General features: G+C 62.5%; 15 protein-coding genes. 7 read left to right on the forward strand and 8 right to left on the reverse strand.

From position 1 onward, the window contains the following. Window positions 1-28: 28 nt before the first annotated feature. Both ku and ligD read left to right on the forward strand, forming a co-directional pair. Window positions 29-919 carry a non-homologous end joining protein Ku gene (gene ku, locus SINAR_RS0123975; RefSeq protein ID WP_028001436.1) on the forward strand — a complete coding sequence of 297 codons (891 nt, stop codon included), beginning with the start codon at window positions 29-31 and terminating at the stop codon, window positions 917-919. A 9-nt stretch (window positions 920-928) separates the two neighbouring features. Next, complete coding sequence (gene ligD / locus SINAR_RS0123980; RefSeq protein WP_028001437.1) at window positions 929-3,520, forward strand: DNA ligase D; 2,592 nt, start codon at window positions 929-931, stop codon at window positions 3,518-3,520. A 26-nt stretch (window positions 3,521-3,546) separates the two neighbouring features. Here the strand turns inward: ligD and SINAR_RS0123985 are convergent, their stop codons facing one another. Next, a complete protein-coding gene (locus SINAR_RS0123985; RefSeq protein WP_028001438.1) occupies window positions 3,547-4,461 on the reverse strand; it encodes a DMT family transporter in 915 nt (304 codons plus the stop codon). Between the two features lie 122 nt (window positions 4,462-4,583). Here SINAR_RS0123985 and SINAR_RS0123990 point away from each other — a divergent pair, with 122 nt between their 5' ends. After that, entirely contained in the window at window positions 4,584-5,060 is a 477-nt protein-coding gene (locus tag SINAR_RS0123990) for an Lrp/AsnC family transcriptional regulator (RefSeq protein WP_028001439.1), read from the forward strand. A 79-nt stretch (window positions 5,061-5,139) separates the two neighbouring features. Here SINAR_RS0123990 and ybgC read toward each other — a convergent pair whose 3' ends face one another. Further along, on the reverse strand, window positions 5,140-5,592 hold the full coding sequence (ybgC, locus tag SINAR_RS0123995; protein ID WP_028001440.1) for a tol-pal system-associated acyl-CoA thioesterase: 453 nt from the start codon (window positions 5,590-5,592) through the stop codon (window positions 5,140-5,142). Between the two features lie 126 nt (window positions 5,593-5,718). On the opposite strand from ybgC, the gene SINAR_RS0124000 reads away from it, so the two are divergent. From SINAR_RS0124000 to SINAR_RS0124010, 3 genes are read left to right on the forward strand one after another with little or no spacing between them, the layout of a single operon-like run. Next, complete coding sequence (locus SINAR_RS0124000) at window positions 5,719-6,939, forward strand: NAD-dependent epimerase/dehydratase family protein (RefSeq protein WP_028001441.1); 1,221 nt, start codon at window positions 5,719-5,721, stop codon at window positions 6,937-6,939. Further along, the gene (locus SINAR_RS0124005; RefSeq protein ID WP_028001442.1) at window positions 6,936-7,814 is read left to right on the forward strand and encodes a glycosyltransferase; all 879 of its coding nucleotides are present in this window, start codon (window positions 6,936-6,938) and stop codon (window positions 7,812-7,814) included. The genes SINAR_RS0124000 and SINAR_RS0124005 overlap by 4 nt, the downstream gene beginning before the upstream one ends. Beyond that, window positions 7,811-8,704: an NAD-dependent epimerase/dehydratase family protein gene (locus SINAR_RS0124010; protein WP_028001443.1), complete on the forward strand. Its 894-nt coding sequence runs from the start codon at window positions 7,811-7,813 to the stop codon at window positions 8,702-8,704. Before SINAR_RS0124005 ends, SINAR_RS0124010 begins: the two co-directional genes overlap by 4 nt. A gap of 27 nt (window positions 8,705-8,731) precedes the next feature. Here the strand turns inward: SINAR_RS0124010 and SINAR_RS0124015 are convergent, their stop codons facing one another. From SINAR_RS0124015 to ruvC, 4 genes are all read right to left on the reverse strand, one after another. Then, window positions 8,732-9,634, reverse strand: coding sequence for a metallophosphoesterase (locus SINAR_RS0124015; protein WP_028001444.1), 903 nt, complete (start codon window positions 9,632-9,634; stop codon window positions 8,732-8,734). A gap of 1 nt (window position 9,635) precedes the next feature. Next, window positions 9,636-10,676, reverse strand: coding sequence for a Holliday junction branch migration DNA helicase RuvB (gene ruvB, locus SINAR_RS0124020; protein WP_028001445.1), 1,041 nt, complete (start codon window positions 10,674-10,676; stop codon window positions 9,636-9,638). Window positions 10,677-10,848: 172 nt separating this feature from the next. After that, window positions 10,849-11,466, reverse strand: coding sequence for a Holliday junction branch migration protein RuvA (ruvA, locus tag SINAR_RS0124025; RefSeq protein ID WP_028001446.1), 618 nt, complete (start codon window positions 11,464-11,466; stop codon window positions 10,849-10,851). A 55-nt stretch (window positions 11,467-11,521) separates the two neighbouring features. Next, on the reverse strand, window positions 11,522-12,034 hold the full coding sequence (gene ruvC / locus SINAR_RS0124030) for a crossover junction endodeoxyribonuclease RuvC (protein WP_028001447.1): 513 nt from the start codon (window positions 12,032-12,034) through the stop codon (window positions 11,522-11,524). Window positions 12,035-12,202: 168 nt separating this feature from the next. On the opposite strand from ruvC, the gene SINAR_RS0124035 reads away from it, so the two are divergent. Next, window positions 12,203-13,225, forward strand: coding sequence for an LLM class flavin-dependent oxidoreductase (locus tag SINAR_RS0124035; RefSeq protein WP_028001448.1), 1,023 nt, complete (start codon window positions 12,203-12,205; stop codon window positions 13,223-13,225). 23 nt (window positions 13,226-13,248) lie between these two features. On the opposite strand, the gene SINAR_RS0124040 is transcribed toward SINAR_RS0124035, so the two are convergent. Both SINAR_RS0124040 and SINAR_RS0124045 read right to left on the reverse strand, forming a co-directional pair. Further along, a complete protein-coding gene (locus SINAR_RS0124040) occupies window positions 13,249-13,995 on the reverse strand; it encodes a YebC/PmpR family DNA-binding transcriptional regulator (RefSeq protein WP_028001449.1) in 747 nt (248 codons plus the stop codon). 116 nt (window positions 13,996-14,111) lie between these two features. Continuing rightward, window positions 14,112-14,945, reverse strand: a complete 834-nt coding sequence (locus SINAR_RS0124045; RefSeq protein ID WP_028001450.1) for an MBL fold metallo-hydrolase — start codon at window positions 14,943-14,945, stop codon at window positions 14,112-14,114. Between the last annotated feature and the right edge of the window lie 73 nt (window positions 14,946-15,018).

Genomic DNA, 15,018 nt, shown 5'->3' on the forward strand with positions numbered 1-15,018 from the left:
CGGCGCGGTTCTCCCGTGAGGTCCGGATATGGCACCACGCGCAATGTGGAAGGGACAGCTTCGTCTTTCGCTGGTCTCGATAGCGGTCGAGCTCTTCAGCGCGACCCGCACCGGCGCCAGCATCTCGTTCCGCCAGATCCATAAGCCCTCCGGCAAGCGCGTCCATTACCAGAAGGTGGTGGAAGGCATCGGACCTGTGAATGTCGACGACATCGTCAAAGGCTACGAGTACGAGAACGACAGATATGTCCTGCTCGAGCCGGACGAAGTCGACGCGATAAAGCTCGAGACCAAGAAGACGCTGGAGCTGGTCCAGTTCGTCGACGTCGGCGAAATTTCGCCTCTTTACTTCGAAAAGCCCTACTACCTCGTGCCTGCCGACGAGCTGGCGGAGGATGCCTATCGCGTCGTACGCGACGCATTGAGGACCTCGAACAAGGTCGGGCTTGGGCAATTGACGCTGAGGGGCCGCGAATATCTCGTCGCGGTGAAGCCTTGCGGCGACGGGCTCCTTCTGGAGACTTTGCGATACGCGGACGAATTGCGGAAAGCCGACCCGATGTTTTCCCAAATATCCGGAAAGAAGGCGGACAAGGAACTGCTGGAGGTTGCGACCACGCTGATCGAACGCAAAAGCGGACCGTTCGACGCCGAAGCGTTCAAGGACAACTACGCCGCGGCGCTGCAGGAACTGGTCAAGCGCAAGATGAAGGGCAAGTCGGCGCATGTCACGATCGAAAAAGAGGGACGCGCTCAGAAACGCGGAGATAACGTCGTCGACCTGATGGCAGCGTTGAAGAAGAGCCTCGAAGGCGGCGAAAGCAAGAAACCGCCGGCGAAATCCCGAGCAAAGTCTTCGTCAAAGTCTCAGGAAAAATCGCCCCCCTCCTCGCAGCGGGCCCGGCGGAAGTCGGCGTGAGGACGGTCCATGGCCGCGCGCAACGAACCGCTCTCCGAATACAACCGGCGCCGCGATTTCACGCGCACGAGCGAACCCAAGGGAGCGGTCGCGCGGCGGAGCGGTGAGAGGATGCGTTTCCTCGTCCAGAAGCACGCTGCGACCCGCCTGCATTACGACTTCCGCCTGGAATGGGAGGGCGTGCTGAAGAGCTGGGCGGTCACGCGCGGCCCGAGCCTCAACCCCGAAGACAAGCGCCTTGCCGTGCGCACCGAAGACCACCCGCTTGCCTATGGCGACTTCGAAGGAACGATACCGAAAGGAGAGTATGGCGGCGGCACGGTAATGCTCTGGGACACGGGCTGGTGGGAGCCGGAGGATGATCCGTCGAAAGCCTTGAAGAAGGGCAAGCTGTCCTTCAAGCTGCATGGCAGCCGCATGAAGGGCGGCTGGGCGCTGGTGCGCATGCGGCCACGCGAAGGCGAAAAGCGCGAAAACTGGCTGCTCGTCAAGGAAACGGACGAGATCGCCTCAGAAGACGGCGAGAGCCTGATCAACGAAAACGTCACCAGCATCGCCACCGGCCGGACTATGGACGAAATCGCCGAAGGCAGGGGCGAGAAGCGGGCGCGGGTCTGGCATTCCAACAAGAGCACCTCGGCCAATCTCAAGGCCGGCGCGATCGCCGAAAACGGCAATGCACGCAAGCCCGCGACGCGAAAACCCTCCGGCAAGCTGCCCGCCTTCAAGGCACCGCAGCTTGCGACTCTGGTGACCAGGGCACCCGCCGGCGACGCGTGGCTGAACGAAGCGAAGTTCGACGGCTACCGGCTTGTCTGCGCCGTCGGCGGCGGCGCTGTCCGATGCTACACGCGAAACGGTCTCGATTGGACGGAGAAATTCCCGGCCATTGCCGCGGCCCTCGCAGAACTCGACTGCCGGTCCGCCCTGATCGACGGAGAGGTGGTGGCGCTGTCGGAAAGCGGGTCCAGCTTCTCTGCCCTGCAGAAGGCCCTGAGGACCGGGGCCAGCACAAGGCTTTACGCTTTCGATCTCCTCGAGCTTGACGGCAAGGATCTGAGCCGCAAGCCGCTCGTTGAGCGCAAGGAACGGCTCGAAGCGCTGCTCGAGACGCTCGGCACCACCTCGACCATTCAGTTCAGCGAGCATGTTCGCGGCAATGGCGAGCACGTGCTTTCTGCAGTATGCAAGGCAGGTCAGGAAGGTATAATCGCCAAGGAGTCGAATGCGCCCTATCGCAGCGGGCGCACCCGAAGCTGGCTCAAAGTGAAATGCACGAAGCGCCAGGAATTCGTCATCGGCGGCTATACCCGCTCGACGAAAAAGGGGCGCGCCTTCGCCTCGCTCCTGGTCGGGACCTTCGAAGGCGGCAAGCTGATCTATCGTGGCGGCGTCGGGACCGGCTTCAGCGAAAAGACGATGGAGGAACTCGCCGCCGCTTTCGCAAAACGCAGACGCGATAGGTCGCCCTTCGACAGCGTGCCGCGAGAGAGAATGCGAAATACGGTATGGCTGAAGCCGGATCTGGTGGCGGAGGTGGATTTCGCCGAATTCACGGCTGACGGACATGTCCGCCACGGATCGTTCGAGGGATTGCGCGAGGACAAGGAGGCCAAGGCCGTGAAACTTGAGACACCGAAGTCGGCAGAAGCGGAGGCGGCCAAAGGCAGACCCTCCGTCAAGACGCGCAAGGCGTCAGCTGCGCAGGAAGACGCCGATGTCCTCGGCATCCGCATCTCGCATCCCGACAGGATCCTCTTCGCGGGCCAGGGCATCACCAAGATCGACCTCGCGCGCTACTATGCGGTCGTTGCTGAAAAGATGCTTCCTTTTGCCGCCGATCATCCCGTCTCGCTGGTGCGCTGCCCACAGGGCGGCGATCGGCACTGTTTCTTCCAGAAGCATGCAAGCGACGGTTTCCCCGAGGCGATTCGGGAAGTGCCTATCACCGAGTCATCGGGCAACACCGAAGACTACATGTACATCCACGACGCCGAGGGGCTCGTCGCCGCCGTGCAGATGGGAACGCTCGAGTTTCACATCTGGGGTGCAAGGACCGATCGGCTGGAGAAACCCGATCGCCTGGTCTTCGATCTCGATCCCGATCCAAGCGTCGACTTCGCGACCGTCAAGGAGGCAGCCGTCAAGCTGCGCGACGCGCTCGCCGGAATCGGCTTGAAAACCGTTCCCATGGTGACCGGCGGCAAGGGTGTCCACGTCATCGTGCCGCTCCGCCCCCATGCCGATTGGGAGCAGGCGAAAGGCTTCGCAAAGGCTCTCGCGCGATCCTTTGCCGAGCGCGATCCGGATCATTTTGTGGCCACCATGTCGAAAGCGAAGCGCAAGGGGAAGATTTTCATCGACTGGCTGAGGAACGACCGCGGCGCCACCGCGATCGCGCCCTACTCCACTCGGGCACGCTCCGGCGGACCCGTCGCCACTCCGGTCAGCTGGGAGGAACTCGAAAACCTCGAAGCCGCCAACGGGTTTCGTATTCCGGACATCCTCGAACGCATCGAAGCCGGGACCGACCCGTGGCATGAGGTCGGGAAGGTCAGTCAATCACTGACAAAGAAGGTGCTGCAGTCGACGGTGAGCTGAAATCCTGACGGTTCCTATGCCCTCGCTCACGAGCGGCGCCAGGGAAGCGGCGAGAGAAGGCCCGTCGAGAGCACGACACCCACCGCCGTCACGAACGTTGCCGCCATTGTGAATGCATCAACCGCCTCGGAGAGCAGGAGGGCGCCTCCGATTGCCGCAGCTACCGGTGTAATGGCGGTGCAGGCAGCAGCTTGCGTGGCCCCCAGCATGCGCACCGCAGTGCCGTAGAAAATCGTAGCGAGGAGTCCCGACAAAATCCCTTGCGGCAGGAGTTGAAGCAAAATCTCCGAGACAGGCGCGGTGAACAGGTTTGACCCGAGAAACGGGACCAAAGCGAGGTTGACGATCGTCGACCAAATGCAGATCAGGGCTCCCGCTTCGAAAGCCGAGAGGCCCGAACGTCGGAAGGCATGGGTGTAGAGCGCCCAGAGCGTCGCCCCGAATGGCAGCACCAGATAGCTGCGCCATGTCAGCTCGACCTCATTTGCATTTGCCATGAGCAGCAGAACGCCGCCGCCGAAGATCGCGAGCATGCCGAGCTTTCGGACCGGGTCCGGCCGCTCGCCGATGAAAAGCATGCCTATGAGCGCGGTCGCGAGAGGCATGATGCCCGGGAGCAGTACCCCAGCGGCCGATGCTGGTGTCGCGTGAAGGCCGAAGGCGGCAACCTGAAAAAATGGCGCACCCGCGCCGGCGAACATCAGCACCAACGGAAACTTCTCGACCTGTTTCGGCCACACCCCCGTGCGGCGAAGGAAAGGCATCAGCACGAGCGCCGGAACACCGAAGCGCAGCAAGGCGAGATCGAGCGTCGTCAACGACCCGGCTTTGCTGTACCGCATGGAGATGAGCCACGCCGTCCAGATCAGCACGACCGACATGGAGGCGGCGATGCCGAGGGCAACGGATGTGGCGGGGCGTTCGTTTGCCATCTCAGCCATGATCATCTCCTTCCGACGGAGGCGATCATAGTACTTGCGACGGAGCCAGTCCTTGCTATCTGCAGCGCGAAATGCCATGAAATTGGCATTTTATTGCGCCGAGGGGCCGCGAGGAACCAAATATGCCAAAAATGGATCAATATGATCTCGCCATCCTCGCTGCCTTGCAAGAGAATGCCCGTGCCACCAATGTCGAGGTGGCGGAGAAAGTAAACCTTTCGCCGTCGCCCTGCCTACGAAGGACACGCCTTCTGGAGGAGGCGGGGATCATTCGCGGGTACCGCGCCGACCTCGACCGTCAGGCCGTCGGGCTCGAGCTTACGGTCTTCGTCGCCTTCAAGGTCATTCGGCATACCCGCGAGAACGCTCAGGCCCTGCAGCATGCATTGCTCGAGATCCCAGAGGTGATCGCCTGCCACATGATTTCAGGCGAGGCGGATTTTCTGGCGGAGGTCGTGGTGGAGAACCTCGCGGCTTATGAGAAGCTGCTCACGGAGAAGCTCCTCGTTCTGCCGCACGTGACCGACATCCGATCCAATTTCGCGATCCGCTCGGTCAAGACCGGCGGACCGGTGAAGCTGCCACGGGTCCGCGACTAGGTCGAAGCGACCTCGAGCTGAGGCGGGATGCGGGCGAAAATCGGTACACCTCTCCTCATTCCGTTCCAGGCGGGAGAACTCAGGCTGCACCTCGTGCGGCAAGGAACCTTGCGGCGAGCGCCTCCGGCAGGCGTCTTGGCCGTCCCTGTCCGTTGATCACCGCAATGATCACCTTGGCCGAGATCAGCAGCGCCTCGCCGCGCCTGATCTGCTGCTGCAGGACCATTTTGGCGCCGCCGGCCTTTTCGGTCGCCGTCTCGATCGTCAGTACGTCGTCCATGCGGGCCGGCGATTTGAAGTCGATCTCCATCCGGTGGACGACGAAGACGAGACCTTCCACGTCGCCTTCGATCGCAAGCGACGCCTGCTCGACGCCGAGCAGCCGCAGATAGTCGGTCCGCGCACGCTCCATGAAATGCAGGTAACGCGCATGGTAGACGACGCCGGAAAAATCCGTGTCCTCGTAATAGACCCGCTGGATCAATCGGTGGCCGGTCTCGGTCAGCTCGCCGGCAAGCGAAATCAGTGACATGGCATTCTCCGGGAGGAACTTGCGTTTTCCCTGTGCAGGAACAAAAAGACATTTGCAAGCACTGCAGCTTTGTCACAATCCTAACCTATCAGGTTCCTGTCCTCTTCCCGATCAGGAGAATCGTGCATGAAGATTGCAGTCCTCGGCGGTGACGGTTTCGTCGGCTGGCCCACCGCTCTGCATTTATCCGACGCGGGCCATGACGTTCACATCCTCGACAATCTCTCCCGCCGCTGGATCGATACGGAACTCGGCGTCCAATCCCTGACGCCGATGGATTCCATCCAGGAGCGCACGCGCATCTGGCACTCGGAAACCGGCCGGCGCATCCACTTCAATCTGATCGATCTGGCACGGGACTACGAACTCCTGAAGAACTGGCTCGCGGAGCATCGGCCCGATGCCGTCGTCCATTTCGCCGAGCAGCGGGCCGCCCCCTATTCGATGAAGAGCGACAGGCACAAGAACTACACGGTCAACAACAACGTCAACGCGACCCACAATCTCCTCAATGCACTGGTCGAACTCGATCTCGATGCGCATCTCGTGCATCTCGGCACGATGGGCGTTTACGGCTATTCGACGATCGGAGCGGCGATCCCGGAAGGCTACCTGCCCGTCGGGATCGAGACCATGGGCGGAGAGACTGTGAGTCAGGAAATCCTCTATCCTTCCAATCCCGGCTCCGTCTACCATATGACCAAGTGCCTGGATCAGCTGCTCTTTCAGTTCTATGCAAAGAATGACGGACTCAGGATCACCGATCTGCACCAGGGCATCGTCTGGGGTACGCATACGGAGCAGACGCGGCGTCATCCGCAGCTCATCAACCGCTTCGACTATGACGGCGATTACGGAACGGTCCTCAACCGTTTCCTGATCCAGGCAGCAATCGATTATCCGCTGACCGTTCACGGAACCGGCGGCCAGACACGCGCCTTCATCCATATTCAGGACTCCGTCCGCTGCATCGAACTTGCGCTCGGGAACCCGCCGGCACGCGGCAGCCGTGTCGAAATTTTCAATCAGATGACGGAAACGCACCGCGTCCGCGACCTGGCCGAGATGATCGCGCGCATGGCCGGCGCGAAAATCGCCTGGCTGCCGAACCCCCGCAAGGAAGCCGCCGAAAACGAGCTCGTGGTGCAGAACGGAAAATTCCTGGCGCTCGGCCTCAATCCGATCCGGCTCGAAGACGGGCTGCTTTCGGAAATCGTCGACGTGGCGAAGAAATTCGCCTATCGCGTCGACCGCTCGCGGGTGCCGGCCGTTTCCGCCTGGACGAAGGACATCGCCCCCTTGATCAACCACGATCCGGAGGGCAAGCGGCTGAAATCCGTTTCATGAGCCGCGTCTTCGCCAGCCCGGAGGGACTCAGCCCCTCCTCTACGGTGACTGCGCGTCACGCTTTCGTGACGCTCGTCACCAATAGCGACTACGCGCTCGGTGCGCGGGCCCTGCTCAGATCGATCCGTCTCACCCGGACGCCCGCTGATATAGTCGTGCTCCACACCGGTGGGGTGGATGCCGCCGCCCTCGAGCCGCTGACCGAATTCGACTGCCGCCTGATCCAAACCGACCTGCTGCCGCTTTCGGACGAATTCAACGCCCGGCACCAGCGCCGCAACGTGCATGAGCAGGCACCCTTCACAAAAGGACGCAAGCCCGACTTCCATTCGCCGCTCGACAATTTCTGCAAGCTCAGGCTGTGGCAGCTCGTGGAATACGAACGCTGCATCTTCATCGATGCCGATGCCATCGTGCTGCGCAACGTCGACAAGTTGTTTCACTATCCGGAATTTGCCGCAGCCCCGAATGTTTATGAGAGCCTCGCGGATTTCCACCGCCTGAACTCCGGCGTCTTCGTCGCCGAGCCGTCGGTCGCGACCTTCGAGACGATGCTTGCAGCGCTCGATGCGCCGGACGCCTTCTGGCCCCGCACCGACCAGACCTTTCTCCAAAGCTTCTTCCCCGATTGGCACGGCCTGCCGGTGACGATGAACATGCTGCAATATGTCTGGTTCAACCTGCCTCAGCTTTGGGACTGGCGCTCGATCGGGGTGCTTCACTACCAGTATGAAAAGCCGTGGGAGAAAGATCATCCCCGCGCGGACGTGCTGCGCCCGCTGATCGATCTCTGGCACGCTTATCTGACCGGCGCGGAGATTCCCGATATTGCCGCCATGCCGAATCCGCGGCACGCCGGCCGCACGTCGCCATGACCCGCGTTCTCGTCTCCGGCGGCACCGGATTCGTCGGCCGCTTCATCGTCGAGCATTTGCTGGCAAACGGCTATGAAGTCACAGTCGGCGGGCGCTCTCCACCCCCCGCTGGCTTCTATCCGCAACCGGTGTCCCATGTGCCGCTCCGCCTCGATCCGGATGCGGACCAGACCGGCGCGTTCGACGATATCTATTATTTCGTCCATGCCGCCTTCGAGCATGTCGAGGGCAGGTATCGAGGAGGCGAGGGTGACGACCCCACAGGCTTCCGCCGCGCCAACCTCGATGGCTCGGTTCGCCTCTTCGAAGAGGCGCGCGCCGCCGGCGTGCGCCGCTGCATTTTCCTGTCGAGCCGCGCCGTGTACGGCGACACGGCGCCGTCGCTCGCCACCGAGACGTCACCGGTCGCACCGGACACGCTCTACGGGCAGGTGAAGCTTGCCGCCGAGGACGCCCTGAAATCGATTACGGACCACAGTTTCGTCACGACCAGTTTGCGCGTCACCGGTGTCTACGGCGTCGCCGGGCCGGGACGAAAACACAAGTGGAGCGATCTCTTTTCCGATTATCTTGCCGGCCGGCCTGTGCCGGCTCGCATCGGCACGGAAGTCCACGGCGACGATGTCGCCCGGTCCGTCCGCATCATGCTGGAAGCCGAACCCGCGAAAGTATCCGGCCAGGTCTTCAACGTCTCGGACGTGCTGACCGAAAACCGCGAAATTCTCTCCTTTCTCCAGACCGCAACCGGCTGCCCGCACCCTTTGCCGCCACCAGCGGGGGCGGCCGAATTCAAGTCGATGTCGACGGAGAAGCTGCGCGCCCTCGGCTGGGCTCCAGGCGGCAGGGAAAAGCTGGCTGCGACGATCCGGGAACTTGCGCGGAGACGGTGACCGGCAGGCGGATGAGGGCGATTCCGGTCATCCGAGATCGATGACGACAATTTCCGGCGGCACGCCGAAACGGATCGGCGCGATGGAGCAACCGAGGCCACCCGAAACGACGAGGTTGCGGCCTTGCTCGACAATATGGCCGTAGGCGTATCGGTCGCCGAAGCGCGATGGCACGACGGGCGAGTGGCCGGCAAAGCGCACCTGTCCGCCATGGGTGTGACCGGATAGCGTCAATGCGACCCGCGAGGGCACCTTCGGAAAAATATCCGGTTCGTGCGCAAGCAGGATGACCGGAGCCTCGTCCGTCACCTGTGCAAGCGTGCCGTCGAGATCGTCGAGCCCGCCCATGAACGCACGTTTCCATTTCCGGCCCGGCAGGAGTGCAAGCTGGTCTTCGAGCCCCGCCAGCCAGAAGGCGGAGCCACCCTTCTCCAGGCGGACTGCGCGATTGCTGTAGACCTCGATGCCCACGTCGGCCAGGGCGCGATGACCGAAGGTCTCGCCACCGCCGTTCTTCTGGGCGCTCCGGTCCTCCCACCAATCATGATTTCCCATGATCGCGTGGACGCCGAGCGGCGCCCTTAGGGTCGCAAGCGCCTTCGACCATTCGCTCGAATGGACGTAGCGCGTGACGAGGTTCATCCCGGATGCGTAGTCGCCGAGAAGGACCGTGATGTCGCCGCCGAGGCCGTTCGCGCGTTCGCAGATGGATGCGATCCGGCGGGCGGACATCCAGGGCTCGCAAGCGTGAATATCCGCGAGTGCCACGAGACGGAGCTTGAGGCCCGGCGTCCAGCCGGGGGGCGTCAGGGCGTAGCGCGCCACCCTCAGGCGCGCCAGCGGTTCGATACCGAAGGCATAGCCGCCAAGCGCCATGGCACTGAGAAGCCCCCCGCCGAGGACCTTCATGAAGCCGCGACGGCTGATCACGTCAGTCGTCCTCGAGAGTCAGCCGGAACTGGCTTGACTCGACATCCTTCGGCGGATTGAGGCCGAGATGTTTCCAGGCATTGCCCGTCAGCACGCGGCCGCGCGGCGTGCGCTGAATGAAGCCCTGCTGGATAAGGTAGGGCTCTATGATGTCTTCGATCGCATCGCGCGGCTCGGACAGGCCTGCGGCAATCGTCTCGATTCCCACCGGTCCGCCACCGAAGTTCTGCGCGATCATCGTCAGGTAGCGCCGGTCGAGCTGGTCGAGACCCATGCTGTCGACGAGCAGCCGGGTCAAAGCCTCGTCGGCGATCTCCAGCGTCACGGCCTCCGCCCGTGCGACCTCGGCGAAGTCGCGCACCCGACGCAGGAGACGGCCGGCGATGCGTGGTGTGCCGCGCGCCCTGCGGGCGATTTCGCGCGCGCCTTCGTCGGTCATGCCAAGACCCATCAGCCGCGCGCCACGTCGGACGATCAGTTCCAACTCGCCGACCGTATAGAAATTGAGCCGCACGGGGATGCCGAAGCGATCCCGCAGCGGCGTCGTCAGGAGCCCGAGGCGTGTCGTCGCCGCCACGAGCGTGAACTTCGCGAGGTCGATCTTCACCGAGCGGGCCGCCGGCCCCTCGCCGATGATGAGGTCGAGCTGGAAATCCTCCATGGCCGGATAGAGGATTTCCTCGACGGCCGGGTTCAGACGGTGGATTTCATCGATGAAGAGCACGTCGCGCTCTTCGAGGTTGGTCAGCAATGCTGCGAGGTCCCCGGCCTTGGCGATGACCGGACCGGAAGTCGAGCGAAAATTGACGCCGAGCTCCTTCGCCATGATCTGCGCCAGCGTGGTCTTGCCCAGCCCGGGCGGGCCGACGAAGAGCACATGATCCAGCGCTTCGCCGCGATTTCGCGCCGCCTCGATGAAGATCTTCAAATTGGCCCGCGCTTCCGCCTGGCCGGTGAACTCGTCGAGCGTCTGCGGGCGCATGGTCGCATCGAGGTCTTCGCCTCGCTTTTCCGGCGCGATCAGACGTGCGGCTTCGCTCATGTCATTGCTTCCGATTCAGGCTGTCCGCTGCCACAGGGATTGGTGGCGTTGAAACCGATCACCGCCGCAGCCGCGCTCAACCATAATAGGGACGTCCGGATCAAGCCAGCGAGAACGGTCAGCGCCCCTCTACTCCAATGCTTTTGTGGCCGCAGGAAGGCTCGCCGGGTCCTCACCGGGACAGTTCCTTCAAGCCGAGACGGATCAGCCTGGCGCTGTCGGCCCCCTCCCCGCCGTTTTTCAGCGCAGCAGCAACGGCATTCGCGGCCTGGTCTCGCGAATAGCCGAGATTGGTGAGCGCCGAAACCGCATCCGACACCGGCGCCGCAGCAACGCCTTCGCCGAGCTCCTGCTTGAGACCGATCGACGGCGTCATCTCGCCCGCGAAGGCCGGGGCCTTGTTCTTGAGCTCGGTGACGATGCGCACGGCAACCTTCGGCCCGACGCCCGGCGCGCGCGAGATCGATGTCTTGTCCTGCAAGGCGATGGCGTTGGCAAGTTCGCCGGGGGTCAGCGTGGAGAGCACTGCCAGTGCCACCTTGGACCCCACACCCTGAACGCTCTGAAGCAGGCGGAACCATTCACGCTCCAACGCGCTCAGGAATCCGAACAGCCTCAACTGGTCCTCGCGCACATAGGTCTCGATGAAGAGCACGGCCGCCTCTCCGGCTCCTCCAAGCCTGGCGAGCGTACGCGCCGAGCAATGGGCGACATACCCGACCCCGTGCACGTCGAGAACCACGTGATCCTCGCCGATCTCGTCTATGGTGCCCTTGAGCTTGCCGATCATCTGGTCTCTCTGATGGTGTTGGTCCGTCGTCTTTAGGGAAAATCCGATGATCGGACTACCCCGCAAGTGCCGCAAGGCGGCTCGTCACCGCCTGCCTGTTATGCGCGTGGCAAATTGCGATGGCGAGCGCGTCGGCGGCATCGTTGCCTTTGAATTCGGCCTTGGGCATCAGAACCTTCAGCATCATGTGTATCTGCTGCTTTTCGCCGTGGCCGACGCCGATCACGGCCTTTTTCACGGCATTCGGTGCATATTCCGCGACCCTCAAACCCGCCCGGGCCGGCACCAGCATGGCGATGCCGCGCGCCTGGCCGAGCTTCAGCGTGGCGGTCGCATCCTTGTTGACGAAGGTCTGTTCGACCGCCGCCTCGTGCGGCCGGTAGCTGTGCACCACTTCGGCGAGCCCGTCATGCAATTGGCAGAGGCGCGAGGCAAGGTCCATTTCGCCATCGGAGGTGACGGTGCCCGAGGCGACGAAACGGAGGGAATTTCCGAGAGTTTCGATGATCCCCCAGCCGGTGCGCCTCAAGCCCGGATCGATGCCGATGATGCGAATCGTGTTCTGCATGCTTCACCCTATTTCGGTCGCGGGGACGCTGCCAGCAAAAAGTGAACAAAACAAAAACATTACACGGAAATGGCTGCATGCTGCAGAAGAGCCGCGAGGCGCCCTTGGCGTAAGCAAACTTGAACCTACATTGCGGAAGATCAATTTCTCTTAATTGAAAGCCTCGCCATGATTCCCTTTTCCATTCTCGACCTGTCGCCTATCACCCAAGGGGGAAGCGTGGCGGAGTCGCTTGAGAATTCACGCCGGATGGCAATCGCAGCAGAGGAGAACGGCTACAAGCGCTTCTGGCTGGCCGAACACCATGGCATGAAGGGCATAGCCAGCGCCGCGACGTCTCTCGTGATTTCGCATGTGGCTTCGGCCACCCGCACGATCCGGGTCGGTTCGGGCGGCATTATGCTGCCCAACCATTCGCCGCTCGTCATCGCCGAGCAATTCGGCACGCTTGCAGCGCTTTACCCCGGCCGCATAGATCTCGGCCTCGGCCGTGCGCCCGGCACGGATATGAGGACGGCCCAGGCGCTCCGGCGCAACATGGAGGCGAGCGCCAACAACTTCCCGAACGATGTCGTGGAACTGCAGGCTCTGCTCGGTCCGGGGACCGAAGAGCAGAAGATCATCGCCGTTCCGGGCGCGGATTCGAACGTGCCGATCTGGCTGCTCGGCTCAAGCCATTTCAGCGCGCATCTCGCCGGCATGCTCGGCCTCCCCTTCGCCTTCGCCTCGCATTTCGCGCCGGATATGCTGCTCTCGGCGCTCGAAATCTACCGCGAGCGCTTCACTCCGTCGCCGCAGCTCGACAGGCCGCAAGTCATGGTCGGCGTTATGGGCGTTGCAGCGGACACGGATGAAGAGGCGAACCACCTCTTCACCTCCATGCAGCAATCCTTCGTCGCGCTTCGCCGCAATGCGCGCAGTCGCTTCCCGCCGCCGGTCGAGTCGATGGACGGCCTCTGGAGCCAGGACGAGAAAATCTTCGTAGACCACGCAATGAGCTATGCGGTGGTCGGCGGCCCCGGGACGATCCGCCGCAGGATCGAGGCGTTCCTCGACCTCACCAAGGCCGACGAACTGATCGTCTCCATGCCGATCTTCGACATGGATGCGCGGCTGTATTCGGTGAAGCTGTTTGCGGAGGCGCAGCGGGAACTGGCAGGAGTGGACCAAGCGCTTCCGCAGCCGCGATAGGGGCATCGCCCCTATTCAGATCCTCAGGCCGAGAGCTTCGCCAGAACCTCGTCGGAGACCTCGAAATTCGAATAGACGTTCTGGACGTCGTCGTCATCTTCGAGATTGTCGATGAGCTTCATCAGCGACTGTGCCTTTTCCTCGTCGACCGGCACGGTATTCTGCGGCTTCCAGACCGCCTTCACGGTCTCCGCCTCACCGAGCGCGCCTTCGAGCGCCTTCGATACCTCGCCGATATCCTCGAAACCGCAGGTGACCGTGTGGCCTTCCTCATCCGTCTCGACGTCGTCGGCACCCGCTTCGATCGCGGCTTCCATGACCTTATCGGCGTCGCCGGCGGAAAGCCTGTAGGTGATTTCACCGACGCGGTTGAAGGAAAAGGAAACCGAGCCGGTCTCTCCGAGCGCCCCGCCTGCCTTGGTGAAAATCGAGCGGACATTGGATGCGGTGCGGTTGCGGTTGTCGGTCAGCGCCTCGACGATGACGGCAACGCCGCCCGGGCCGTAGCCCTCGTAGCGGACTTCCTCGTAGTTCTCGGCATCGCCGCCCGCGGCCTTCTTGACCGCACGCTCGATATTGTCCTTGGGCATGGATTGCGCCTTGGCATTCTGGATCGCCAGACGCAGGCGCGGGTTCATGGCCGGGTCGGGAAGGCCGGTCTTTGCGGCAACGGTGATTTCGCGCGCCAGCTTGGAAAACATTTTGGAGCGCACCGCATCCTGACGGCCCTTGCGGTGCATGATGTTCTTGAACTGTGAATGGCCAGCCATGACGCCCTCTGCATGCATGATTTCGGTGAGATGGGGCGCCTTATAGTTTCATTGCCGCGTCCAGTCCAGCAGGGGCATCGTGTTTTCAAACGACCGGAAATGCGCGCAGGCCACCTTCAAACGCCCTGGAGAACATAGATGAGCGGTCTGCTCGGCAACGAACGGAGCGACACCTTCACGGAAGGCCCCGGGGCAAAGCTCTTGTCGAAATCGTCGCCGAACATAGCCAGAAACTGGTTGGTCAACGGCCTGTGCATCGGCAGAATCAGAGCCGCCCGCAAGCGCGAGACGACGCGGCTCATGCTTTCCGCCCCCAACGTCAGCCCGCCGTCTACCGGCACCATGAGAACGTCGAGCCGGCCTATCTGCCGGTAGTGGCTGTCGTCGAGCTCGTGATGCAGGTGGCCGAGATGTCCGATGCAGAGCCCCGCGACCTCGAAGATGAAGATCGAATTGCCGTCCTGCTCCATGCCTTCGAAACCGGAACGTATATCCGTCGTCACATTGCGAATATAGGTGTCGCCGACCACGAGATCGTGATCCGCCGGCTCGCCATTGTCGCCCCAGCCGTGCAGGACATGCCGGATCGCCGGGTCCGGCGTCAGCGTATAGTGGCTCGAATGGGCCCTGTTCATCGTCACGACCGTAGGCGGCGATGGGGTCCGGAACCAGCCGTTATAGTCCGTAGCGATCGAAAGCCCGCCCGGCGTTTCGATCAGAAATGTCGAATGGCCGAGAAAGGTGATCGTCACCTCGCCCGTATCGTCAGACGCCACGGGAACGGCGGCGGAAGCCGAGAAGCTGGCGAAGGTCGCCGTCGGCGTGGCTGCAGCGATCGCCTGGCATTGGCTCACCGGAGCTTGTGTCTGCTGCGCGTGAGCCGGTTCCGGCCAGAGCGAATGGATGAGCCAGATGACGGTCACGGTGTAGGCAAGATATCGCGAAAGCATCCTCCACCTCTCACATGACGCGGGATGAAAAGCTTGCTCGATAAACCGGTGGCATCCCCGCGTCCCGCCCATG

The sequence above is a fragment of the Sinorhizobium arboris LMG 14919 genome (genome assembly GCF_000427465.1).
Taxonomy (GTDB): domain Bacteria; phylum Pseudomonadota; class Alphaproteobacteria; order Rhizobiales; family Rhizobiaceae; genus Sinorhizobium; species Sinorhizobium arboris.